This is a genomic window from Pseudomonas sp. lyk4-R2A-8, from assembly GCF_030209095.1.
In the GTDB taxonomy this organism is placed as follows: domain Bacteria; phylum Pseudomonadota; class Gammaproteobacteria; order Pseudomonadales; family Pseudomonadaceae; genus Aquipseudomonas; species Aquipseudomonas quebecensis.
The window spans coordinates 131,904-155,093 of the sequence record NZ_JARVSS010000016.1; the positions used below are offsets into that span (position 1 = coordinate 131,904).

The 23,190-nt window shown below is 59.1% G+C and carries 19 protein-coding genes; 14 read left to right on the top strand and 5 right to left on the bottom strand.

Annotated elements, in window-relative coordinates; all coding sequences use genetic code 11:
• Position 1 precedes the first annotated feature (1 nt).
• The 9 genes from pilW (at position 2) to QRN10_RS17470 (ending at position 9,662) form a co-directional block, all read left to right on the top strand.
• Positions 2 to 760 (top strand): type IV pilus biogenesis/stability protein PilW, encoded by a 759-nt coding sequence (gene pilW, locus QRN10_RS17430; RefSeq protein WP_285428778.1) that lies wholly within the window; start codon positions 2 to 4, stop codon positions 758 to 760.
• Positions 760 to 1,761, top strand: a complete 1,002-nt coding sequence (locus QRN10_RS17435; protein WP_181078661.1) for a RodZ domain-containing protein — start codon at positions 760 to 762, stop codon at positions 1,759 to 1,761. Before pilW ends, QRN10_RS17435 begins: the two co-directional genes overlap by 1 nt.
• Before the next feature lie 2 nt (positions 1,762 to 1,763).
• Entirely contained in the window at positions 1,764 to 2,873 is a 1,110-nt protein-coding gene (gene ispG, locus QRN10_RS17440) for a flavodoxin-dependent (E)-4-hydroxy-3-methylbut-2-enyl-diphosphate synthase (RefSeq protein WP_181078659.1), read from the top strand.
• A 21-nt stretch (positions 2,874 to 2,894) separates the two neighbouring features.
• A complete protein-coding gene (gene hisS / locus QRN10_RS17445; protein WP_253509274.1) occupies positions 2,895 to 4,184 on the top strand; it encodes a histidine--tRNA ligase in 1,290 nt (429 codons plus the stop codon).
• Between the two features lie 42 nt (positions 4,185 to 4,226).
• Positions 4,227 to 4,868 (top strand): YfgM family protein, encoded by a 642-nt coding sequence (locus QRN10_RS17450; RefSeq protein WP_181078655.1) that lies wholly within the window; start codon positions 4,227 to 4,229, stop codon positions 4,866 to 4,868.
• Complete coding sequence (gene bamB, locus QRN10_RS17455; RefSeq protein WP_181078653.1) at positions 4,861 to 6,012, top strand: outer membrane protein assembly factor BamB; 1,152 nt, start codon at positions 4,861 to 4,863, stop codon at positions 6,010 to 6,012. The genes QRN10_RS17450 and bamB overlap by 8 nt, the downstream gene beginning before the upstream one ends.
• 138 nt (positions 6,013 to 6,150) lie before the next feature.
• Positions 6,151 to 7,620 (top strand): ribosome biogenesis GTPase Der, encoded by a 1,470-nt coding sequence (der, locus tag QRN10_RS17460; protein ID WP_181078651.1) that lies wholly within the window; start codon positions 6,151 to 6,153, stop codon positions 7,618 to 7,620.
• 114 nt (positions 7,621 to 7,734) lie between these two features.
• Positions 7,735 to 8,883, top strand: a complete 1,149-nt coding sequence (locus QRN10_RS17465) for a pyridoxal phosphate-dependent aminotransferase (protein WP_253509272.1) — start codon at positions 7,735 to 7,737, stop codon at positions 8,881 to 8,883.
• Positions 8,871 to 9,662, top strand: a complete 792-nt coding sequence (locus QRN10_RS17470; RefSeq protein WP_181078647.1) for an amidohydrolase — start codon at positions 8,871 to 8,873, stop codon at positions 9,660 to 9,662. Before QRN10_RS17465 ends, QRN10_RS17470 begins: the two co-directional genes overlap by 13 nt.
• A gap of 170 nt (positions 9,663 to 9,832) precedes the next feature.
• Here QRN10_RS17470 and leuA read toward each other — a convergent pair whose 3' ends face one another.
• The 4 genes from leuA to QRN10_RS17490 form a co-directional block, all read right to left on the bottom strand.
• Positions 9,833 to 11,512, bottom strand: coding sequence for a 2-isopropylmalate synthase (gene leuA, locus QRN10_RS17475; RefSeq protein WP_285428779.1), 1,680 nt, complete (start codon positions 11,510 to 11,512; stop codon positions 9,833 to 9,835).
• A 322-nt stretch (positions 11,513 to 11,834) separates the two neighbouring features.
• Positions 11,835 to 12,656: a peptidoglycan DD-metalloendopeptidase family protein gene (locus QRN10_RS17480; RefSeq protein WP_181078644.1), complete on the bottom strand. Its 822-nt coding sequence runs from the start codon at positions 12,654 to 12,656 to the stop codon at positions 11,835 to 11,837.
• Between the two features lie 3 nt (positions 12,657 to 12,659).
• Positions 12,660 to 14,039: an exodeoxyribonuclease VII large subunit gene (gene xseA / locus QRN10_RS17485; RefSeq protein WP_253509268.1), complete on the bottom strand. Its 1,380-nt coding sequence runs from the start codon at positions 14,037 to 14,039 to the stop codon at positions 12,660 to 12,662.
• A gap of 30 nt (positions 14,040 to 14,069) precedes the next feature.
• Entirely contained in the window at positions 14,070 to 14,960 is an 891-nt protein-coding gene (locus tag QRN10_RS17490; protein ID WP_266246638.1) for a LysR family transcriptional regulator, read from the bottom strand.
• Positions 14,961 to 15,059: 99 nt separating this feature from the next.
• Here QRN10_RS17490 and QRN10_RS17495 point away from each other — a divergent pair, with 99 nt between their 5' ends.
• From QRN10_RS17495 to QRN10_RS17515, 5 genes are all read left to right on the top strand, one after another.
• Positions 15,060 to 15,827: a sulfite exporter TauE/SafE family protein gene (locus tag QRN10_RS17495; RefSeq protein ID WP_181078638.1), complete on the top strand. Its 768-nt coding sequence runs from the start codon at positions 15,060 to 15,062 to the stop codon at positions 15,825 to 15,827.
• 137 nt (positions 15,828 to 15,964) lie between these two features.
• A complete protein-coding gene (locus QRN10_RS17500) occupies positions 15,965 to 16,513 on the top strand; it encodes a hypothetical protein (RefSeq protein WP_034100393.1) in 549 nt (182 codons plus the stop codon).
• A 104-nt stretch (positions 16,514 to 16,617) separates the two neighbouring features.
• Entirely contained in the window at positions 16,618 to 18,087 is a 1,470-nt protein-coding gene (gene guaB / locus QRN10_RS17505) for an IMP dehydrogenase (RefSeq protein WP_003209646.1), read from the top strand.
• A 126-nt stretch (positions 18,088 to 18,213) separates the two neighbouring features.
• Positions 18,214 to 19,791 carry a glutamine-hydrolyzing GMP synthase gene (gene guaA / locus QRN10_RS17510; RefSeq protein WP_181078636.1) on the top strand — a complete coding sequence of 526 codons (1,578 nt, stop codon included), beginning with the start codon at positions 18,214 to 18,216 and terminating at the stop codon, positions 19,789 to 19,791.
• 348 nt (positions 19,792 to 20,139) lie between these two features.
• Positions 20,140 to 21,915 (top strand): AAA family ATPase, encoded by a 1,776-nt coding sequence (locus QRN10_RS17515; protein WP_285428780.1) that lies wholly within the window; start codon positions 20,140 to 20,142, stop codon positions 21,913 to 21,915.
• A 436-nt stretch (positions 21,916 to 22,351) separates the two neighbouring features.
• On the opposite strand, the gene treR is transcribed toward QRN10_RS17515, so the two are convergent.
• The gene (gene treR, locus QRN10_RS17520; RefSeq protein WP_181078634.1) at positions 22,352 to 23,056 is read right to left on the bottom strand and encodes a trehalose operon repressor; all 705 of its coding nucleotides are present in this window, start codon (positions 23,054 to 23,056) and stop codon (positions 22,352 to 22,354) included.
• Between the last annotated feature and the right edge of the window lie 134 nt (positions 23,057 to 23,190).

The following is a 23,190-nucleotide window of genomic DNA, read 5'->3' on the forward strand; positions in this document are numbered from 1 at the left end:
TATGCCCTTGCGCCTTGCGCTGCTTCTGTTGATTTTCGGTCTTGCGGCCGGGTGTGTTTCATCGGGCCATGACAGCCCGTTGCAAACCGGCAAGGGCCGTGATGAAGCGCGAGTCGCTTATGTACAGCTGGGGTTGGGCTACTTGCGCCAGGGCATGAGCGAGCAAGCCAAGGTGCCGTTGAGAAGGGCCTTGGAGCTGGACGACAACGATGCCGACGCCAACGCCGCGCTCGCACTGGTGTTTCAGGCCCAGGCCGAGCCGGAACTGGCCGACGGGTATTTCCACAAGGCATTGGCTGCTCGTCCTGCCGACCCGCGGCTACTGAACAACTACGGCAGCTTCCTGTTCGAGCAGAAACGCTATGAGCAAGCTGCGCGTTATTTTCAGCAAGCGAGTGCCGATACCCTCTATCCTGGACGTTCGCGGGTGTTCGAAAACCTTGGAGTCGCCTCGATGCGCCTCGGCCAGCGTGAAAACGCTCGCCAGCACCTGGAAAAAGCCCTGCATTTGAACGCCCTTCAGCCCCGTGCCTTGCTTGAAATGGCTGAGTTGTCCTACGAAGACAGGCATTATGTGCCGGCGCGTGACTATTACGAGCGTTTTAGCCTGCTCAGCGGGCAAAATGCACGTAGTCTATTGCTCGGCGTGCGCCTGGCGACGGTTCATGAAGAACGCGACACGGCCGCACGATTTGGCCAGCAACTCGAACGACTCTATCCCGGTACCCCGGAATATCAGCAATACCTGTCGGAGCAATGATGAAAGCGGCGCACCCGGAAGTTGTAGCAGCTAATCGCGTAAACCCAGGCGAGACCTTGCGTCAGGCCCGCGAAAGCAATGGTTGGTCGCTGGCGGAAGTGGCCCTCAAGCTCAATTTGACCACAACGTCCCTGGCCAACCTGGAAGCCGGCGCGTTCGATAAGCTGCCAGGGCACACCTTTGCCCGTGGCTATATCCGCGCTTATGCCAAATTGCTGGGCATCGACCAGGCCGTGCTGGTCCAGGAATTCGATCAGTTTACCGGTACCGACTCTCAGGGCAGCAGCGTGCATGGCCTGGGGCGAATCGAAGAGCCGGTGCGCGTTTCCCACACTATTTTGCGAATTGTCAGCCTGTTGCTGCTGATCGCCGTTATCGGCGGTGGTTTTGTCTGGTGGCAGGACCAAACATCCCAGCGCACCAAGGACATGACCAGTAATGCCATGGAGCACGTCGAAGTCGAAAGCGCCGACGGCACCACCCAGATTCATCCGTTGGACGAGCCGGAAGACCAGGCCGTTGTAGAAGGGCAGGGCGTCGCTGAGGCGCCGCCCGCCACTGAGCAACCCGCGCCGCAAACCACCCCGGCCCCTGCTGCAAACGCCCCGGCGCCCGCGCCGGCGAACTCCGCGACGCCGGCTGCGCCGACGGTACAGGCCCATGTTCCCGCTGCTCCGGTACAGGCCCCGGCAACGACCGCGCCCGTCGCTCCTGCAGCCCCGGCGATTTCACCGCCCACCACGCCTGCGCTGATTGCCGGTGACGGGCGAGTACAGATCACCTTCATCGCTGATTGCTGGACGCAGATCACCGATGGCAATGGCAAAGTGCTGTTTAGCGGTCTCAAGCGTAAGGGAGATACGCTTGACCAGGGCGGCAAGCCTCCTTTGACGCTGCGTCTGGGCTATGCCCGTGGCGCGCAAGTGGCCTACAACGGCCAGCCTGTGGACGTGGCGCCGTTCACCAGTGGCGAGACCGCTCGCCTCAAGTTGGGACAATAGTCATGCACGGCGAATCTCCAATCAAACGTCGCGTATCGCGCAAGATCTGGGTCGGCTCGGTGCCGGTGGGCGGCGATGCTCCCATCGCGGTGCAGAGCATGACCAACAGCGACACCAATGACGTGGCCGCCACGGTTGCCCAGATCAACCGCCTGGAAGCCGCCGGCGTTGACATCGTTCGCGTGTCGGTGCCGGACATGGACGCCGCCGAGGCGTTCGGCCGTATCAAGCAACTGGTCAAGGTGCCGTTGGTGGCCGACATCCACTTTGACTACCGCATTGCGTTGCGCGTCGCCGAATTGGGTGTGGATTGCCTGCGCATCAACCCAGGCAACATCGGCCGCGAAGACCGTGTGCGCGCGGTGGTGGATGCTGCGCGTGATCGTGGCATCCCGATCCGTATCGGCGTCAACGCCGGTTCCCTGGAAAAAGACCTGCAGAAGAAGTACGGCGAGCCCACCCCGGCGGCCCTGGTTGAATCGGCGCTGCGCCATGTCGAGCACCTGGAACGCCTGAATTTCCAGGACTTCAAGGTCAGCGTAAAAGCCTCCGACGTGTTCATGGCGGTAGAAGCCTACCGTTTGCTGGCCAAGGAAATTGTACAGCCGCTGCACCTGGGTATCACCGAAGCGGGCGGTTTGCGCTCAGGCACAGTGAAATCTGCGGTGGGTCTCGGTATGCTGCTCGCCGAAGGGATTGGCGATACTATCCGCATCTCCCTGGCGGCAGACCCGGTAGAGGAAGTGAAGGTCGGCTACGACATTCTCAAGTCCCTGCATTTGCGTTCCCGTGGCATCAACTTCATCGCTTGCCCAAGTTGCTCGCGGCAGAATTTCGACGTTGTGAAAACCATGAACGATCTGGAAGGGCGTCTCGAAGACTTGCTGGTTCCGCTGGATGTGGCGGTGATCGGTTGTGTGGTCAACGGACCTGGCGAAGCCAAGGAAGCGCATATCGGCTTGACCGGTGGTACACCGAACCTGATTTACATCGACGGCAAGCCGTCGCAGAAGTTAACGAATGACAATCTGGTGGATGAGCTCGAAAGGCTGATTCGCCAGAAAGCGGCCGAGAAGGTCGCGGCTGACGCAGCGCTGATCGCGCGCGGCTAAGAACGAATTTAAGGATTTGATGTGAGCAAGTCTCTGCAAGCCATTCGTGGCATGAACGACATCCTGCCCGACCAGACGCCGCTGTGGCGCTACGTCGAAGGGACCGTCGCGCGCCTGCTGGATAACTACGGTTACAAGCAGATCCGCATGCCGATCGTGGAATTCACCGAGCTGTTCAAGCGCTCCATCGGTGAAGTCACCGACATCGTCGAAAAAGAGATGTACACCTTTGAAGACCGCAACGGTGACTCCCTGACCCTGCGTCCGGAAGGCACGGCCGCGTGCGTGCGCGCGGTGCTCGAACATGGTCTCACTGGTGGCGGCCAGCCGCAGAAACTGTGGTACATCGGCCCGATGTTCCGTCACGAGCGCCCGCAGAAAGGCCGTTATCGTCAGTTTCACCAGATCGGCCTTGAAGTGTTCAACCTCGATGGCCCCGACATCGACGCCGAGCTGATCGTGCTGACCTGGCGCCTGTGGGGCATGCTGGGGATTCGCGATGCGGTCAAGCTTGAACTCAACAGCCTGGGCACCAGCGAGTCCCGGGGCCGCTACCGCGAAGCCCTGGTCGAGTTCCTGTCTGCGCGCCTGGATCAGTTGGACGAAGACAGCCAGCGCCGCCTGAAAACCAACCCGCTGCGTGTGCTGGACACCAAAAACGCCGATACCCAGGCAGTTCTGGTCGATGCGCCGAAAATGGCCGATTACCTGGACGACGAATCCCGCACGCACTTCGAGGGGCTCAAGGCTCGCCTGGATGCGGCCGGTATTCCCTACGTGATCAACCCTAAGCTGGTACGCGGCCTGGACTACTACAGCAAGACCGTATTCGAATGGGTCACCGACAAGCTCGGTGCCCAGGGTACCGTGTGCGCCGGTGGACGTTACGATGGCCTGGTCGAGCAGATGGGCGGCAAGCCGACTACCGGCGTAGGTTTTGCCATGGGCATCGAGCGGCTGATCCTGATGCTGGAAACCCTGGAGCAGGTGCCGGAAGACATTTCGCGGCAGGTGGACGTGTACCTGTGCGCCTTCGGCGAGGCTGCCGAACTGGCGGCCCTGACCCTGAGCGAAAAGGTGCGCGATCAGTTGCCCAACCTGCGTCTGCAGATCAACGCCGGCGCCGGCAGCTTCAAGAGCCAGTTCAAGAAAGCCGACAAGAGCGGTGCGTTGTACGCATTGATCCTGGGCGACGACGAACTGGCCCAGCAAGTGATAGGTTTCAAACCCCTGCGTGGTCAGGGTGAGCAACAGAACATTGCCTTTGATGCGCTCGCTGCGCACTTGGCCACCTGCGTCGTGCAGGGTTGAAGCTGTCGAACAGCCGAATTTAGCGATTAAAGGAGTATTGGGGTGTCGAGTACTGATGATGAGCAGTTGGCCGAGTTCAAGGACTGGTGGCAGCGTAATGGCAAGCCCCTGGTTACCGGCGGCCTGCTGGCTTTAGTGGTGGTGTTCGGCTGGCAAGCCTGGACCAAGTATCAGGCCAACCAGTCCCAAGGCGCCTCGATTCTCTATCAGCAATTGCTGGAAACCTCCCTGACGCCGGACGGCAAGCCTGATCAGGCTCGAGTCATCTACCTGGCCGGTAAGCTCAAGAGCGACTTCGGCGGTAGTACCTATGCCCAGTACGGCAGCCTGTTCGTCGCGAAGGTTGCGGTGGATGCCGGCAAGCTGGATGAGGCAGCCACCGAGCTGAAAGCCATCGTCGACAAGCCGACCAACCCGACCCTGGGTGAAATCGCACGTCAGCGCCTGGCTCAGGTGATGGCGGCACAGAACAAGCCTGACGATGCACTTAAACTGCTCGACGGCGATGCAGACAAGGCATTTGTAGCCACTCGCGAAGAGCTCAAGGGCGACCTGCTGGTCCAATTGGGTCGTACCGACGAAGCGAATGCTGCGTACCAGAAAGCCAAGGCGGCGCTGTCTGATGAAGCGGCGGTCGGTGGCTTACAAATCAAGCTCGACGACTTGGCCAAAGGGGATGCGTGACGTGATCCGTTGGAAACATGCAGCATTGCTGGCTCTGGCCGTTCTGGCCGCGGGTTGCAGCAGCAACAGTAAGAAAGAATTGCCTCCGGCCGAGCTGACCAGCTTCAAGGAAGAAGTGGTCCTGCAAAAGCAGTGGAGCCGCTCCATCGGTGACGGCCAGGGTGAAACCTACAACATGCTGGTGCCGGCCATCGACGGTGCAAACATCGTGGCCGCGGACGTCACCGGCGTGGTGATCTCCATGGATCGCATGAACGGCGACGTGAAGTGGAAGAAAGACCTCGAACTGCCGGTATCCGGTGCGGTCGGCGTGGGCTATGGCCTGGTGATGCTCGGCACGCTCAAGGGCGAAGTCGTGGCCCTGGATTCCAGTACCGGTGAAGAGAAATGGCGCGCTCGCGTGACCAGTGAAGTGCTCGCACCGCCTGCCACCAATGGTGACGTGGTGGTTGTACAGACCCAGGACGACCGTGTGATTGGCCTGGACGCCAGCACTGGCGAACAGCGCTGGTTGTACGACAGCACCCCGGCGGTGCTGACGCTGCGCGGTACCAGTGGTCCGATTGTGACCAACAATCTGGCCGTGGTAGGCCTGTCGACCGGTAAAGTGGTCGCCCTCGATACCCAGAACGGCGTACCGGCCTGGGAAACCCGTGTGGCGATTCCTCAAGGTCGTTCCGAGCTGGACCGCGTCGTGGACATCGATGGTGGCTTGCTGCTGTCGGGTGAAACACTCTATGTCGCCACTTATCAGGGCCGTGTCGCGGCGCTGGACCTGCAGAGCGGTCGTGTGAACTGGCAGCGTGATGCTTCCAGCTACGCCGGTGTTGCGCAAGGGTTTGGCAGCGTTTACGTCAGCCTGGCGTCGGGCACCGTTGAAAGTGTCGACGAGCGCACCACCACCGCACTTTGGAGCAATGACTCGCTGGCTCGCCGCCAGCTGTCGGCACCGGAAGTGTTCTCCAGCTACGTAGCGGTCGGCGACTTCGAAGGCTACCTGCACCTGCTGAGCCAGGTGGACGGTCGCTTTGTCGGTCGCGAGCGTATCGACAGCGACGGCCTGCGTGCGCGTCCGCTGGTGGTGGGTAACATGCTTTATGTGTATGGCAACAGCGGCAAGCTGGAAGCCCTGACCATCAAGTAAAGGTTTGACTATGCTTGGGGTTACCCCCAGGCGGCCCTGCTTCGGCAGGGCATGCGGCATATCAAATGCCGCCCCGAGCACCAGCCGCTGCCCTGCAGCGGCTTTTGTATTTTCTGAAATAACGAAGTGGAGAGCCGCATGGTTCCCGTAATCGCCCTGGTGGGCCGACCTAACGTCGGCAAGTCCACCTTGTTCAACCGCCTGACCAGGACTCGCGACGCCATTGTCGGCGACTTGTCCGGTCTGACCCGTGATCGCCAATACGGTGAGGCAAAGTGGCAAGGGCGCTCCTACATTATTGTCGACACCGGTGGTATCTCCGGTGACGAGCATGGCATGGACGAAAAAATGGCCGAGCAGTCGCTGCTGGCCATCGAAGAAGCCGATGTCGTGTTGTTCCTGGTGGATGCCCGTGCGGGCTACACCGCTGCCGACCAGATGATCGGCGAGCACCTGCGCAAGCGCAATAAACGCTCCTACTTGATCGCCAACAAGATCGACAACATCGATCCTGAGCAGGCCCGTGCCGAGTTCAGCCCTATGGGTCTGGGCGATGCGATCCCGATCGCCGGCGCCCACGGTCGCGGTATCACCCAGATGCTGGAAATCGCTCTGCGCGATTTCCCCAAGGATGATGTCGAGGAAGAAGACGGCGAAGAAGAGATTGTTGCAGAAGGCGAGGAAGCCAAGCGCATTCCTGGTCCGAGCGAAAAAGACGGTATCAAGATCGCCATCATCGGTCGCCCTAACGTCGGCAAGTCGACTCTGGTCAACAGGATGCTCGGCGAAGACCGCGTCATCGTCTACGACCAGCCCGGCACCACCCGCGACAGTATCTACATCCCGTTCGAGCGTAACGACGAGAAGTACACACTGATCGACACCGCCGGTGTGCGCAAGCGCGGCAAGATCCACGAGGAAGTTGAAAAGTTCTCCGTGGTCAAGACCCTGCAGGCCATCAAGGACGCCAACGTGGTGATCTTTGTGATGGACGCCCGTGAAGGCGTGGTGGACCACGACCTGAACCTGCTGGGTTTTGCCCTGGAGGCCGGTCGTGCTCTGGTTATCGCAATCAACAAGTGGGACGGCATGACGCCCAGCGAGCGCGATTTCGTCAAGATCGAGCTGCAGCGTCGCCTGTTCTTCGTTGAGTTCGCGGATATTCACTTCATCTCGGCGTTGCACGGCACCGGCGTGGGTAACCTTTACGCCTCCGTCCAGAACTCGTTCAAGTCTGCGGTCACCCGCTGGCCGACCAACCGTCTGACCCAGATCCTGGAAGACGCGGTAGGCGAGCATGCGCCGCCGATGGTCAACAACCGCCGGATCAAGCTGCGTTATGCCCACTTGGGGGGTGCCAACCCGCCGATTATCGTGATCCACGGTAACCAGATCGAGAAGGTGCCCAAGTCGTACGTGCGTTACCTGGAGAACACCTACCGTCGTGTCTTGAAACTGGTTGGTACGCCGATTCGCATCGAGTTCAAGGGCGGCGAGAACCCATACGAAGGCAACAAGAACACACTGACTGACCGTCAGGTGAACAAGAAGCGTCGTTTGATGACTCACCACAAGAAAGCCGACAAAAAGCGCCGCGACAAGCGCTGATATCGACTTCGCAGAAAGGGCTCTTGATGAGCCCTTTTTTGTGCGCGTCGGTTTGTGCCTTGACCCCATGGGATTCGCAGCTTAAAACTTGGGACTTATCCGCAGGGGCCTACGATGATCATCAGCAAACTGCCAACGGTCGGCACGACCATTTTCACCACCATGTCGCAACTCGCCGCCGAAACGGGCGCGCTCAACCTGTCCCAGGGTTTTCCCGATTTCAATGCGCCTCAAGGCCTGCTCGACGCGGTGGGCAGGCACGTGGGGGCCGGGCACAACCAATATTCTCCCATGACTGGCCTGCCGGCCCTGCGCCAGCAAGTGGTCGCCAAGATCGCCCGCAGTTATGGCGCCACGGTCGATCCTGACGCTGAGGTCACCATCACCCCCGGGGCCACCGCGGCAATCTTCTGCGCCATTCAGGCGGTGATTCGCAACGGCGATGAAGTCATTGTGTTCGACCCGTGCTACGACAGCTACGTGCCCTCTGTGGAACTGGCCGGCGGCCGCTGCGTGCGGGTGCAATTGAACCTGCAGGGCTTTGCACTCGACTTTGAGCGGATCAAGGCCGCACTCTCGCCACGCACGCGCATGATTATCCTCAACACCCCACATAACCCAACCGGTGCGCTGATCAGCCGCGCTGAGCTGGACCAATTGGCTGAATTAATCCGCGACCGCGATATCTACCTGCTCAGCGACGAAGTCTACGAGCATTTGGTATTCGATGGCGCGGCCCACGTCAGCGTGCTGGCTCACGAAGAGCTGTATGCGCGCGCCTTCGTGATCAGCTCATTCGGCAAGACCTACCACGTGACCGGCTGGAAAACCGGCTATGTGGTAGCGCCAGCCGACCTCACGGCCGAGTTGCGCAAAGTGCATCAGTACGTCAATTTCTGCTGCGTGACGCCGTTGCAGTTCGCGCTGGCCGACTTTATGGCCGATCATCCAGAGCATGTCGACGAATTGCCGGGGTTCTATCAGGCCAAGCGCGACCTGTTCTGCGATCTGCTGGCACCGTCGCGTTTCACCTTTACCCGGGTAGCCGGAACCTACTTCCAGCTGGTGGATTACTCCCGGATACGCCCCGATCTGGACGACGTCGCCATGTCCCTGTGGATGACCCGCGAGCATGGCGTGGCGAGCATACCTATCTCGGTGTTCTACCAGAACCCGCCCAAAGAGCAGCGCCTGGTGCGCCTGTGCTTTGCCAAACGCGAGGAGACGCTGCGCCATGCAGCTGAAAAACTATGCGTGATCTGACCGCACTGCCCGATCTGAATATCGCCCTGGTCCAGACCACCTTGGCCTGGCATGACCGCCAGGCCAACCTTGAGCATTTCGAGCCGCTGCTGGCGCAGGCCGGCAGTGCCGATCTGATCGTACTGCCGGAGATGTTCACCACCGGTTTTTCCATGGATTCGCACGCCCTCGCCGAGCCGGAAAACGGCCCCACTCAGCGCTGGTTGCAAGCCCAGGCGGCTAAACACAACGCGGTGATTACCGGCAGCGTGATTATCCAGGCGGCTGACGGCAGCCATCGTAACCGCCTGCTGTGGGTGCGGCCGGATGGTGAGGTGCTGCACTACGATAAGCGTCATCTGTTCCGTATGGCCGGTGAGCACAATCACTACACGCCCGGCGAGCGCCAGGTGCAGTTCGAGTTGAAGGGGTGGCGTATTCGCCCATTGATTTGCTACGACTTGCGCTTCCCGGTGTGGAGCCGCGACGCCCAGGACACTGACTTGCTGCTGTACACCGCCAATTGGCCGGGAGCGCGGCGTCAGCACTGGAATCGATTATTGCCGGCGCGGGCCATCGAAAACCTGTGTTACGTGGCGGCGGTGAATCGAGTGGGTACCGACGGCAAAGGCTTCGCCTACACCGGCGATAGCCAGGTATTGGACTTCCAGGGCGAGACTCTGCTCAGTGCGGGAGAGGCTGACGGGGTGTTTGAGGTGAAGCTGGATGCGGCGGAGTTGGCCGCATATCGCACCCGGTTTCCGGCGAACCTGGATGCCGATAGTTTTCAGTTCGTCTGACCGACCGCTATCGGGGGCAAGCCCCCTCCCACAGGTTGAGCTGTGAACCGTTCAAAATGTGGAAGAGGGCTTGCCCCTGATGAGTCCCCGGCAATCAACCCAAATTTGCCACTCAATAAAAAGGCCCCTGGATTCACACCCAGGGGCCTTCAGCACTCAGCGGCCATCGTTTACGCCGCTTTTGCTTCCTGCTGGCTCAACGAGCGGTTCAGCGCACTGAACAGCGCCTTGAAGCTGGCCGTGGTGATGTTCTCATCGATGCCCACGCCATGCACCGGGCGTTCGCCGTTCACACGCAGTTCGATGTAGGCCGCCGCCTTGGCGTTGGTGCCTGCGCCGATTGCATGTTCGTTGTAGTCCATGATTTCCACGCCAATCGGCAGACCAGCCACCAGGGCTTCCAGTGCGCCGTTGCCCTTGCCCTTCCAGTGCAGGTTGGTTTCGCCCTGGCCTTTGCCCGAGACTTCCACTTCGACAAAGCTGTTGCCGTTTTCTTCCTGCAGGCGATGGCTGACCAACGCATACGGCGTGTTGGCTTGCAGGTATTCACGTTGCAGCAAGGCGTAGATCTGCGGTGCGGTCATCTCCAGGCCCACGCGATCGGTTTCGGCCTGTACCACCTGGCTGAACTCGATCTGCATGCGGCGTGGCAGGCTGATGTCGTATTCCTGCTCCAGCAGGTAAGCAATACCGCCTTTGCCCGACTGGCTGTTTACGCGAATCACCGCCTCGTAGCTGCGGCCGATGTCGGCCGGGTCAATCGGCAAATACGGCACTTCCCACAGGGCGTCGTCTTTCTGCTGGGCGAAGCCCTTGCGGATTGCGTCCTGGTGAGAGCCGGAGAACGCGGTGTGCACCAGATCGCCAACGTACGGGTGGCGTGGATGTACCTGGATCTGATTGCACTCCTCAACGACTTTGCGTACGCCGTCGATGTCGGAGAAGTCCAGTTGCGGATCGAGTCCCTGGGTGTACATGTTCAAGGCCACCGTGACCAGGTCGACGTTACCGGTCCGCTCGCCGTTGCCGAACAGGCAGCCTTCGACACGATCCGCGCCAGCCATCAGGCCCAGCTCGGTAGCCGCCACGCCGGTGCCACGGTCGTTATGGGTGTGCAGGCTGATGATCACGCTGTCGCGACGATTGATATGGCGACCGAACCATTCGATCTGGTCGGCATAGATGTTCGGCGTGGCGCATTCCACGGTGGCCGGCAGGTTGAGGATCACCTTGTGCTCCGGCGTCGGGTTCCACACCTCGATAACGGCATCGCAGACTTCCTTGGCAAACTCCAGTTCGGTGGCGCTGAACGTCTCGGGGGAATACTCGAACGTCCACTGGGTTTCCGGCTGCTGGGCGGCGTATTTGACGAACAGCTTGGCGGCATTGACCGCAATCGCCTTGACTCCGTCCTTGTCCTGGTTGAACACGATGCGGCGGAACGACGGCGAGGTGGCGTTGTACAAATGCACGATGGCTTTCTTGGCCCCGCGCAGGGATTCGAAGGTGCGCGCGATCAAGTCTTCACGGCCCTGGGTCAGCACCTGGATGGTGGTGTCCTCGGGGATATGGTTGTCTTCGATCAGGGTGCGCACGAAATCGAAGTCGGTCTGCGAAGCGGCTGGGAACGATGCCTCGATTTCCTTGACGCCCACGGCGACCAGCGTCTTCCAGAAGCGCAGCTTTTTCACTGCATCCATCGGTTCGATCAGCGACTGGTTGCCATCACGCAGATCGGAGCTGCACCAGATCGGTGCGGCAGTGATGGTTTTCGACGGCCAGGTGCGGTCCGAAAGATCGATGGTCGGGAACGCGCGGTATTTCGAAGACGGGTCTTTGAGCATGCTCATCGGGGAATCCTTTGTGTCGGGGCCGAAAAGAGGCGGCCTGCCGTGGAACTGTTATTGGAGATAAAGCACAAGACGAGGCAGATCGATTCAGCCCGGCAGTCGTGCGCTGACAAGGCACAGGCTGCGGTGCTGGCGGAGCTGGATGAGGGTGTGAGAGGTTTTCATAGGCTCAACCCTAACCGTCGAGGTGAATGATGGCAAGCAGTCGAAAAAAATTGATAGAAGTTCTTCGATTGAGGATGAATGCGAGATTTTATGGTTGTAATAATTGAATGATCTGGTTTTTATTGCGCGCCGATTATCATGCGCGCAATCGATGCCCTCAAGGCTGGAACGCGCCGATAAAGATCGCCGGGTCCACCCGCGCGTCGTTCAGGCTGACGTTCCAGTGCATGTGAGGCCCGGTCGCGCGGCCGGTTGATCCGACTTTGCCCACCACCGCACCTCGCACCAGTTGCTGGCCGACCTTCACGTCCACCGCCGACATGTGGCAGAACATGCTGATAAAACCTTGGCCGTGATCGACGAACACCGTATTGCCATTGAAGAAGTAATTGCCCACCAGGATCACCTTGCCATTGGCCGGTGTCTTGATCGGCGTACCGGCGGGCACCGCGAAGTCCAGGCCCGAATGCGGGTTGCGCTCCTCGCCGTTGAAAAAGCGGCGCACGCCGAACTTACTCGACAATGGACCATTGACCGGCTTGTCCAGTATCAAATTGCTCGGCAGGTTCGGGCTGAAGCTGCGGTAAGCCTTGATCTGCACCGCAAGCTCGGCTTCGATCCGCTTGAGCTGCGCCGGAGCAGGGTTGACCTGGCTTTTGTTTTTCAAGGTGATGCGCTGTTCCGGGTACTTTTTATAGCCGACGATAAACGGCAGGCTGCGTCCGCCGCTGCTGATGCGCTCGTTGCCGGGCTTGACCGTCAGCGGGATGCCGACAATCGCCAGCCAGCTGTCCTGTTCCTTGATCACCAGCACCGGTTTGCCTTGATACGTGGCTTTGGGCGCCGCTGCCGAAGGGCCCAGTTCGACCACCGCGACGCCCCCCGGCACCGGCTTGTTCAGGGTGCGGCTGATGTAACTGTCGGCGTGGGCGTTAAAGGCGAGGCACAGCAGCATCAACAGGCTAAAAAGACGTGGCATCGATCAATCCAATAGCGAAAGGGTAACGGGTGTCAGGTGGTTGTCTTCCACCCGCACTTGCAATTGGCCTTCACCGAGCCTGGCGGTGAGGCGTTGGCCGGTGTGGGTTTGCGCGGCGCTGCGAATGGCTTGGCCGCGCTCATCCAGGAGGATGCTGTAACCACGGCCCAGGGTGGCCAGCGGGCTGACCACCTGCAGCGTCTGCACCTGGCTTTGCAGCTGCAGGCGACGCGCCTTAAGGCCTTCGCGCATGGCGCGCGGCAAGCGTTCGGCGAGGCTGTCCAGGCGCTGGCGCAACAGGGCCAGTTGGCGCCCCGGATGCTGGCCGGCGAGGCGGGTTTCCAGGCGTATCAAGCGCTCGCGACGGGTGTTGAGGCTGCGCTCGAAAGCGCGGCGCAGGCGCATGTCCAGATCGTCCAGGCGTTGGGCCTGCTGGCGCAGGCGTTCGCCGGGGTGACGCAGGCGGCGGGCCATACCCTCGACACGCAAGCGGTCGTGCCGCAGGCGGTTGCGCATCAGCATCACCAGGCGCCGGTGCAGGTTTTCGACCTGGCGTACCAGATGGCTTGAATCCGGTGCCAGCAATTCGGCGGCAGCGGATGGTGTGGGCGCGCGTACGTCAGCCACGAAGTCGCTGATCGACACATCGGTCTCATGGCCGACGGCGCTGACAATCGGTGTGACACAGGCATCCACCGCGCGGGCCACGGCTTCTTCGTTAAAGCACCAGAGATCTTCCAGCGAACCGCCGCCACGGGCCAGGATCAGTGCGTCGAAGCCGCGTGCATCGGCCAGCTTCAGCGCCCGCACAATCTGCGGGATCGCTTCGCGGCCCTGCACGGCGGTGGGGATCAACGTCAGTTGCACCTGCGGCGCTCGGCGGCGGAATACGCTGATGATGTCGCGGATCACCGCACCGGTGGGCGAGCTGATAATGCCGATGCGCTGCGGGTGCGCCGGCAGCGGCACTTTGCGCTCGGCGCTGAACAGGCCTTCGGCGCTGAGTTTTTCCTTCAGCGCGTCGAAAGCCAGGCGCAGCGCGCCGTCACCGGCGGGCTCCACGGTGTCGAGAATCAATTGGTAGTCGCCACGGCCTTCGAACAACGAGACCTTGCCGCGCACCTTCACCGCCAGGCCGTCCTTCAATGCCTGGCGTACCCGTGCGGCGTTACTGCGAAACAACGCGCAACGCACCTGGGCGCCACTGTCCTTGAGGGTGAAATACACATGGCCGGAGGCCGGGCGGGCGAGGTTGGAGATCTCACCTTCGACCCAGATATTGGTGAACACATCTTCCAGCAACACCCGCGCGCGGCCGTTGAGCTGGCTGACTGTCAGGACTTCGCGGTCCAGGCCCAGGCGGGCAAACGGGTCTTTAATCATGGCAGGAGGTCTTTAATCATGGACGGCAGTTTATAGGCATTCGTGCAGCGTTTGGCAGAATTGCTCAACCAGCGCGCTCGGCGCCTGATGGCAGGCCAGAGCCACGGTGCTGAGGCTGTCCGGCTCGGCCAGGGTTAAAAAGTGCAGGTTGGCGGGGGCAATGTCCTGCATGGATTTTGGTAACAGGGCAATACCGAACCCGGCCTGGATCAACTGCAACTGCGTGGTCTTGCGCGACATCACCCGAGCCGCCTTGGGGAAAAATCCTGCGCGCATGCACAGTTCGGCTGACAGATAACTCAGACCACCGCGTTGCGGATGGGGGATTGAGATAAACGCCTCATCCCGCAACCGCGCCAGCTCAATGGGCGCATCACAGCCCGCCAGCGCATGGCCCGCCGGCACCGCCAGCATCAAGGGCTCGCTGTATAAAGGCGCTACGCGCACACCTTCGCGCTGGCGCAACACCGGCAAGCGCAGCAGGCCAATGTCCAGGCGTCCGTCGGCGATCTCTGCCAATTGCGCCTCGGAGGACATCTTGACGATATCCACCGACGCCCCAGGGCAGCGTTCCAGCCAGGTACTGATGCCGCGCAGCAGCGCTCCGCTCATCGGCACGGTGCTCGAGTGGCTCAGACGCAGTGTGCCGACCTGGCCGTTGCCGATCTGGGTCGCCACTTCACCGGCCTTGTGCAGTTCGCTCAGCAAGTTGCGCGCTCGCGGATAGAAGGCCGCGCCCGCTGCCGTCAGCTTTGGCTGGCGCGCCGTGCGCTCGAACAGCGGCGTCTGCAGTTGGGTCTCCAGCACCTTGATCTGTCGGCTCAAGGCCGACTGCGCGACGAACAGGCGTTCGGCTGCGGCACTGAAGCTGCCGCTGTCGGCGATTTCAACGAAGTAGCGCAATTGGCGGGTGGAAATCACACGTCATGCCTTTTTGAGATGACTGAAAGGTTTTGAAGATATTAGTCGCAACGCTCGTCGATGGCTAAAGTGAACGCCATCTCTTGCAAGGAATCTCCCATGGGCCCGGTCGAGCTGATGAGTCAGTGGTCGTTCAGCGGTTTGGAGTGGTTGGTCATCGGCCTGGGCGTGGCGGTTGCCTATATCGTGTTCGGCATCGCCGGCTTTGGCACGGCGCTGGTAGCCGGGCCGGTACTGATTGTGTTCATGCCGCTGTCGAAGATCATCCCGCTGTTGGTGCTGCTGGACTTTGTCGCGGCGTTTGGCGGTTTGCTGCAAACCCGACGCGATGTGAGCAAGCCTGAGTTACTGCGCCTGCTGCCGTGCATGGCCATCGGGTGCACACTGGGCGTGGTGTTTTTGCTCAATCTGCATTCCGACCTGCTTTTACTGTTGATGGGGGTGTTTATCAGCGCTTACGCCCTCTACAGCCTGGCGATCAAGGCGCGCCCGACACAGTTGGCGACGGGCTGGTCGATCCCGATGGGCACGGTCGGCGGGCTGTTCGGTGCGCTGTTTGGCAGCGGCGGTTTTTTGTATGCGATCTATCTCAACAGTCGTTTGCCCAAGGACGCGGCGCGCGCCACCCAGAGCGCGTTGATCAGTTGCAGCACTGTGGTGCGCCTGAGCCTGTTCCTGGTGGCCGGGGTGTATGCGGACTTACCGTTGTTGCTATTGGCGGTGTGCTTGTTACCGGCGATGGCATTGGGGTTGTGGACGGGGCGCAGACTGACGATGCGTCTGTCACGGGAAGCGTTCGTGCGGTTGGTGACGTGGCTGGTGCTGGCCAGCGGCATTGCGTTGATTGGTCGGTATTTGAGTACTTGACCTGATTTCTTCAGGGATTAAGCTGCCGTCCTCCCGGGCCTCATCGCGGGCAAGCCCGGCTCCCACCTCGGAATGCAATCAACTGTGGGAGCTGGCCTTGCCCGCGATGAGGCCAGAAGCCACACCGCAGGACTCCCATGAACTCCCAAAGCATCCTTGTTCCGAAAATCTCCACTTTGCCCGTGCACGAGCCCCGCGCCCGGGCGATTGTGCGCTGGCTGGTGCGCAAGAACATCGTCAAGGAAGAACTGACCACCTGTGGCCGTACCGGCAACCGCATGGGTTATGCCCTGGCCGATGGAGCGCGTGCCGTGGTGCTGTACCCCGAAGCACTGCCGTTCAACGAGCCGGTCAATGGCCTGGAGATCATCTACAAACGTTGTATCTACACGCCCGCCAAGGGCTTTCTTGGAGAAGCCGGCTGCCCTGAATGCCGTCGTGAGGTAGGGGAGGCGCTGTTCGAGAGCCTGGAAGACTGGATGCCCGGCCATACCGACAACTTCACTTGCCCGCTGTGCGGGCATGAAGATGACATCAACGGGTTTCTGTTCCTGCAGGAATGCGGATTTTCCAACCTGGGTTTCATCTTCAATAACTGGGCCGAAGCAGGCTTCAAGCAGAGTTTTATCGACGAGTTTGCCGATTGGCTGGATCAGAAGATCAGCTGGGTCAAGGTCGAGCTTTAATCCATCTATCAGTATTACCAAGTTTGTCAGAGTTTTACATTGAGCCGGGCAGGGTGCATGTATATAATGGCGCGCTTCCATTTTCCCGCTCGGGAGCCCCCGCGATGCTGCGTATCAGCCAAGAAGCTCTGACATTCGACGACATTCTCCTAGTGCCCGGTTATTCCGAGGTGCTTCCTAACGAAGTCAGTCTCAAGACCCGCCTAACCCGTGGCATCGAGCTGAATATTCCCCTGGTTTCCGCTGCCATGGACACCGTCACCGAAGCCCGTCTGGCCATCGCCATGGCTCAGGAAGGCGGCATCGGCATCATCCACAAGAACATGACCATCGAGCAGCAGGCTGCCGAAGTGCGCAAGGTCAAGCGTTACGAAGCCGGTGTGGTGAAGGATCCGATCACCATCGAAGCCGACGCTACCGTGCGTGACCTGTTCGACCTGACCCGCCTGCACAACATCTCCGGCGTTCCGGTACTGCACGATGGCGACCTGGTCGGCATCGTCACTTCCCGTGACGTGCGTTTCGAGAACCGTCTTGAAGTCACCGTCCGCGAAGTGATGACCCCGAAAGAGCGCCTCGTGACTGTCAAGGAAGGCGCCGACAAGAACGACGTGCGCGAACTGCTGCACAAGCACCGCATCGAGCGCGTGCTGATCGTCGACGACAAATTCGCCCTCAAAGGCATGATGACCGTCAACGACATCGAAAAAGCCAAGGCTTACCCGCTGGCCAGCAAGGATGACCAAGGTCGTCTGCGGGTCGGCGCCGCCGTCGGCACCGGTAAAGACACCGGCGACCGCGTTGCAGCCCTGGTCGCTGCCGGTGTCGACGTAGTCGTGGTGGACACCGCCCACGGTCACTCCAAAGGCGTGATCGACCGCGTGCGCTGGGTCAAACAGAATTTCCCTGACGTGCAGGTGATCGGCGGCAACATCGCCACCGGCGCTGCCGCCAAGGCCCTGGCCGAAGCTGGCGCCGACGCCGTCAAGGTCGGTATCGGCCCTGGCTCGATCTGCACCACCCGTATCGTTGCCGGTGTAGGCGTGCCGCAGATCAGCGCCATCGCCAACGTCGCCGCTGCCCTTGAAGGCACCGGCGTGCCGTTGATCGCCGACGGCGGCATCCGTTTCTCCGGTGACCTGTCCAAGGCCATCGTAGCCGGTGCTTCCTGCGTGATGATGGGCTCGATGTTCGCCGGTACTGAAGAAGCGCCGGGCGAAATCGAGCTGTTCCAGGGGCGCTCGTACAAGGCTTACCGTGGCATGGGTTCGCTGGGCGCCATGTCCCAGGCGCAAGGTTCTTCCGACCGTTACTTCCAGGACTCCTCGGCAGGCGCCGAGAAGCTCGTACCGGAAGGCATCGAAGGCCGTGTGCCGTACAAGGGCACCCTGAGCGCCATCATCCATCAACTGATGGGTGGCCTGCGCTCCTCGATGGGCTACACCGGCAGCGCCGACATCGAAGAAATGCGCACCAAGCCAGAGTTCGTACGGATCACCGGCGCCGGCATGGCTGAATCCCATGTCCACGACGTGCAGATCACCAAGGAAGCGCCAAACTATCGGGTCGGCTGATGCCGACAGCTATAAGCCACAAGTTATAAGCTGCAAGCGGGGCTGTATTCGTACAGCTACCGCGCGGCTTCCGATTACTTGCAGCTTGCAGCTTGAAGCTTGCAACTGCTCTTCAGAGTTTCTCTCATGGCCCTCGACATTCACGCCCACCGCATCCTGATCCTCGACTTCGGTTCCCAGTACACCCAACTGATCGCCCGCCGCGTGCGTGAAATCGGTGTGTATTGCGAACTGCATCCGTTCGACATGGACGACGAAGCGATCCGCGAATTCGCCCCTAAAGGCGTCATCCTCGCCGGCGGCCCCGAGTCCGTACACGAAGCCAACAGCCCGCGTTGCCCGCAGGCGGTATTCGATCTGGGCGTGCCGGTCTTCGGTATCTGCTACGGCATGCAGACCATGGCCGAGCAGCTGGGCGGCAAGGTTGAAGGTTCCGAGCTGCGTGAATTCGGTTATGCCCGTGTCGACGTGGTCGGCAAGAGCCGCCTGCTGGACGGCATCGAAGACCACATCGACGCGGACGGCCTGTTCGGCCTCGACGTGTGGATGAGCCACGGTGACAAAGTCACCAAGATGCCGGAAGACTTCCACATCCTGGCCAGCACCCCGAGCTGCCCTATCGCCGGCATGTTCAGCGACGAGCGTCGTTACTACGGCGTGCAGTTCCACCCGGAAGTGACCCACACCAAGCAAGGCGGGCGCATCCTGTCGCGCTTCATCCTCGACATCTGCGAGTGTGAAGCCCTGTGGACCCCGTCGAAAATCGCTGAAGACGCCATCGCCCAAGTACGCGCCCAGGTCGGCACCGACAACGTGCTGCTCGGCCTGTCCGGCGGCGTTGACTCCTCCGTGGTTGCTGCGTTGCTGCACAAGGCCATCGGCGACCAACTGACCTGCGTGTTCGTCGACAACGGTCTGCTGCGCCTGCACGAAGGCGAGCAAGTGATGGCCATGTTCGCCGAGAACATGGGTGTCAAAGTGATCCGCGCCAACGCCGAGGAGCAGTTCCTCAACAACCTGGCCGGCGAGTCCGACCCGGAGAAGAAGCGCAAGATCATCGGTCGCACCTTCATCGACGTGTTTGATGCCCAGTCGAGCAAACTGGACAACATCAAGTACCTCGCCCAGGGCACTATCTACCCCGACGTGATCGAGTCGGCCGGCGCCAAGAGCGGCAAGGCCCACGTGATCAAATCCCACCACAACGTGGGTGGCCTGCCGGAGGAAATGAACCTTAAGCTGGTCGAGCCGTTGCGCGAACTGTTCAAGGACGAAGTCCGTCGTCTGGGCCTGGAATTGGGCCTGCCATACGACATGGTCTACCGCCACCCCTTCCCAGGCCCGGGCCTGGGCGTGCGCATCCTCGGTGAAGTGAAGAAGGAATACGCCGACCTGCTGCGTCGCGCCGATCACATCTTCATCGAAGAACTGCGCAAGGCCGACTGGTACCACAAAGTCAGCCAGGCCTTCGTGGTGTTCCAACCGGTGAAATCGGTTGGCGTGGTCGGCGATGGCCGTCGTTACGCCTGGGTTGTGGCCCTGCGTGCGGTGGAAACCATCGACTTCATGACTGCTCGTTGGGCGCATCTGCCGTACGAACTGCTGGAGACTGTCAGCGGCCGTATCATCAATGAGATCGAAGGTATTTCGCGCGTTACTTATGACGTGTCGAGCAAGCCGCCGGCGACGATTGAGTGGGAATGATCGGGCGTTTGTTAGATTGCTTCCCTGAGTCAAAAAGTAAAAAAGCCCGCGTAATTGCGGGCTTTTTTACTTTCAGGTATGCCAATATCACTGCTTTAAGAACCACTAGGTCACCCTCGGAGTGGCATGGTCGGCTGTGTAGCTATACGAGAGTTGTCACAGTTTAAGCGACATATTTTTTCAGTCTGGCTGCGATGAGCTTTTTGTTAATTGAAACTTAAGCAGTTATTTGGTTGTGTACTGTATGAAAGGATTCGGAAAATGTTGATAGAGAGGATTCATATTCCAGCAGTAGAGTTTCAATCGCTTGGTCTTAAAGATATTCATATGCGGCGCCTTGGATGATTAGTGGCGTTAGCAGGAAAAAATGGTTCAGGTAAGTCTCGTTTATTGGCTGCAGTCGATGCTGTAATCAATATGCGTTGGCGAGCTCGATCAGGTGTGGATAAGTTAATTTCTGAAAAAAATAATTACGATAGGAGTATTGAAGGTAATCCTGATGGTAGTTCTACGAAAGTGTGGCGTGAGCATTCTGATACTCTAAGATTAGCAATTTTAGCTACCAATGAATGGATCAGTACTACGGGAAATGATTTTTTTAATAGCTTGTACTTTGTTCCAAAAAAATTAAATTTGACAGATCCACGTAAAGAAATGCGAGGAGAAGTAGAGAATCGAGCGGATGCCGCTATGTCTTGGGGGGCATCTGATTACCATGATCTCAGTCTATTCTACTTGCATCATGTTTTAGAAAAGTGGTTCGCCGTGACGCATTCCAGTCATTCTTTTGATCTTGAGGCAAGAGCAGAAGTCGAGGCGAATTATTGTCGGCTTCAGGCTCTAATGCAGAGGATGTTGGGAGAGAGGCTGGAGAGGAACTTCTCAGGAGACCCAATGCTTTTCGGAAAGCCAATTGCTGATGCTCGGCTTTCGGATGGCCAGAAGGTTTTGCTCCAGCTATGTGTTGCGTTACACGCTCAGGGTAAAAATCTAGATAATACGGTATTGCTTCTTGATGAGCCGGAAAATCACTTGCATCCCTCGGCGGTGATAGAAATTGTCAAAGCTTTACATGATGCTACAACAACTTCCCAGATCTTTATCGCCACGCATTCTGTCCCGCTGCTAGCCTATATGACCAGCATTGATCCTATGTGTCTATGGTATGTGAGCAATGGCGGTGTGGAGCATGCGGGGAGGCGCCCTGAGATTGTGCTCGACAGCCTGTTGGGTGGAGAGGAAGGGGTTGCTCAATTGAACGCGTTCTCTGGCTTGCCCGCCGTGCTGGCCGCCGTTAACTATGCGACTGAAAGCCTATATCCCCCGACCGTAATTGCGGCGAGCGGTCCTGATCCGCAGGTCTCGCAAATCCAGTCGATTCTCCTTCGTGCGCGCAACGAAAAATCCCTGCTGAGAGTTTTAGATTTCGGGGCAGGTAAGGGGCGACTTCTTGAAGGTCTTGCGACATCTATGCACGAGGATGGAGTGAAGGTTTCCGATGTTATCGATTACCACGCTTATGAACCGTTTCCGGATGACCGAGCTATTTGTGAGGGGGTGTTGGCAACGTACTACCCTGATAGTCAGAACCGCTATTTCAGCACACCTGATCAGCTGTTCGAGAAAAAAGACGAAGGCTCTTTCGCGTTAGTTGTATTGTGTAATGTTTTCCACGAAATTCCACCGGAGCTATGGATTGAAACAATCGGTAGGTATGGAGTAGTTTCTAGAGCATTAAGCGATAACGGTTTCGTTTTAATAGTTGAGGATCAACGAATTCCAGTGGGCGAAAAAGCACACAAAAATGGATTTCTGGTTCTGGATAGTGCTCACCTCAAGGCTTTATTCGATATTAGAGAGGTGGATGTTGCCAATGCACTATTTGTGTCGCACGATGCGCGAGCGGATGGTCGGCTTAAGGCGCATCTGGTTGGAAAGTCTTTGTTGAGTAGGATAACTGGAAAATCCGTCAATAAGGCAATAGGCCTTTTGCGTGAAACCTCTCGTCGAGAAATTCGTTCTCTAAGAGAAAAAGTACCCAGTTATGCGAATGGTCAGCTAAATGGTTTTTGGACTCAACAGTTTGCCAATGCTTCACTTTACCTTTCGTCTGAACAGGAGTGAACCAGGAGATTTTTATTCGGATAACAGCGCTATTTCATTAGGTTGTTGACAAGAACCTAGAGGTGGCTTCTTTTAGCTGCTGTCTCATCAGTGGTGGGAGCTTCGAAGGTCTCCATACCTCAGGAGGCTCTACACTTCTTTCCATCTCTGCCGGAGCAAATGTTTACTTAGTAAATTTTCAGCTCCGGTGATGGTTTGTCAGTTATCACTGCCGCCCTTGATACCTACGGCAGGGCTATGCTCGTGACTCGCTCAGTCCTTTGTCGCCACACACGACTTTCGATCAACTAAAGCTGAACGGAAAAGTTGATCTATGTGTCTGCGCTGAGTGAAAGACCAAGACGCCTGACAAGGACATCTTGGGTGCTTATTTATGCGATTTTATCGCGTTGCGGCTTGCCCTGAGTGCCCGGAAGCCACTGTCCCTAGGCTCATATCACCGCCGCGCAATATCCGAAAAGTAAAACTTATCCAGCGTATGCCGCGACTCGGTGTACTCGAACTGCCGCCCATCCTGCAAAAACGTCTGGTTGCTCACCACGATCACATGGCTTTGTCCGTCGAGGTCAAGGTGCGTCTGGTCGTCCTTGCTGCGCGGCAGCGCTTCGATGGTGCGTTGGGCGTAGCTTATCTGCAGCTGCAGAGTCTGTTCGATGAACGCGTAGATCGACTGCTCGGCGATTGTCGGGTCCAGGCCCGGGATCAGGTCGGCGACGAAGTGGTTGATGTCGAGAATCACCCGTTTGCCGCCGATGCGTCGCACGCGTTTGATGCGGGTGATCAGGGTGCCGGGCTCGGCCTCGATGTGTTGCAGCAGCGCACCTTCGAGTGGGAGTTGGGTGAACTCGACCACTTCGGTATGTACGTCATCGCCCAGGTCGGCGTGGGTTTCATGGAAGCTGACGATGCCGCCCAGTTGGAACTCGATCGGGTTGGGCGATAGCACGAAGGTGCCCTTGCCATGGATCTTTTGCGCAAACCCGCGCTCCTGAAGCTGCTCGATCGCCCGGCGCACGGTGCCGCGGCTGGCCTGGTAGCTGTCCATCAATTCGGTTTCGGAAGGGAGGCGCGTGCCGCGTTGCAGGCGTTCGGTGGTGATGCTGGCAAGCAGATCGGTATAGATCTGGTTGTATTTGCTCATGGAGAGGGCTCTGTGCGCGGCTTGAGTAAGGTGAACGGCGCGTTCAAGGCAGGAACCTTAGTGGCAGAGGTGGGGTTTGTCCATTGAGCGCGCGCGTAAGAAGCGAAATGTCTGACCTCTGAATCAGAAAAGAA

What these genes read in the sequence shown, in the direction of transcription:
- QRN10_RS17465 (WP_253509272.1), top strand. Translation starts at nt 7,735, where the DNA reads ATGATCATCAGCAAACTGCCAACGGTCGGCACGACCATTTTCACCACC.
- der (WP_181078651.1), top strand. Translation starts at nt 6,151, where the DNA reads ATGGTTCCCGTAATCGCCCTGGTGGGCCGACCTAACGTCGGCAAGTCC.
- pilW (WP_285428778.1), top strand. Translation starts at nt 2, where the DNA reads ATGCCCTTGCGCCTTGCGCTGCTTCTGTTGATTTTCGGTCTTGCGGCC.
- xseA (WP_253509268.1), bottom strand. Translation starts at nt 14,039, where the DNA reads ATGATTAAAGACCCGTTTGCCCGCCTGGGCCTGGACCGCGAAGTCCTG.
- guaB (WP_003209646.1), top strand. Translation starts at nt 16,618, where the DNA reads ATGCTGCGTATCAGCCAAGAAGCTCTGACATTCGACGACATTCTCCTA.
- QRN10_RS17480 (WP_181078644.1), bottom strand. Translation starts at nt 12,656, where the DNA reads ATGCCACGTCTTTTTAGCCTGTTGATGCTGCTGTGCCTCGCCTTTAAC.
- QRN10_RS17500 (WP_034100393.1), top strand. Translation starts at nt 15,965, where the DNA reads ATGAACTCCCAAAGCATCCTTGTTCCGAAAATCTCCACTTTGCCCGTG.
- leuA (WP_285428779.1), bottom strand. Translation starts at nt 11,512, where the DNA reads ATGAGCATGCTCAAAGACCCGTCTTCGAAATACCGCGCGTTCCCGACC.
- guaA (WP_181078636.1), top strand. Translation starts at nt 18,214, where the DNA reads ATGGCCCTCGACATTCACGCCCACCGCATCCTGATCCTCGACTTCGGT.
- QRN10_RS17435 (WP_181078661.1), top strand. Translation starts at nt 760, where the DNA reads ATGAAAGCGGCGCACCCGGAAGTTGTAGCAGCTAATCGCGTAAACCCA.
- ispG (WP_181078659.1), top strand. Translation starts at nt 1,764, where the DNA reads ATGCACGGCGAATCTCCAATCAAACGTCGCGTATCGCGCAAGATCTGG.
- treR (WP_181078634.1), bottom strand. Translation starts at nt 23,056, where the DNA reads ATGAGCAAATACAACCAGATCTATACCGATCTGCTTGCCAGCATCACC.
- bamB (WP_181078653.1), top strand. Translation starts at nt 4,861, where the DNA reads ATGCGTGACGTGATCCGTTGGAAACATGCAGCATTGCTGGCTCTGGCC.
- QRN10_RS17495 (WP_181078638.1), top strand. Translation starts at nt 15,060, where the DNA reads ATGGGCCCGGTCGAGCTGATGAGTCAGTGGTCGTTCAGCGGTTTGGAG.
- QRN10_RS17470 (WP_181078647.1), top strand. Translation starts at nt 8,871, where the DNA reads ATGCGTGATCTGACCGCACTGCCCGATCTGAATATCGCCCTGGTCCAG.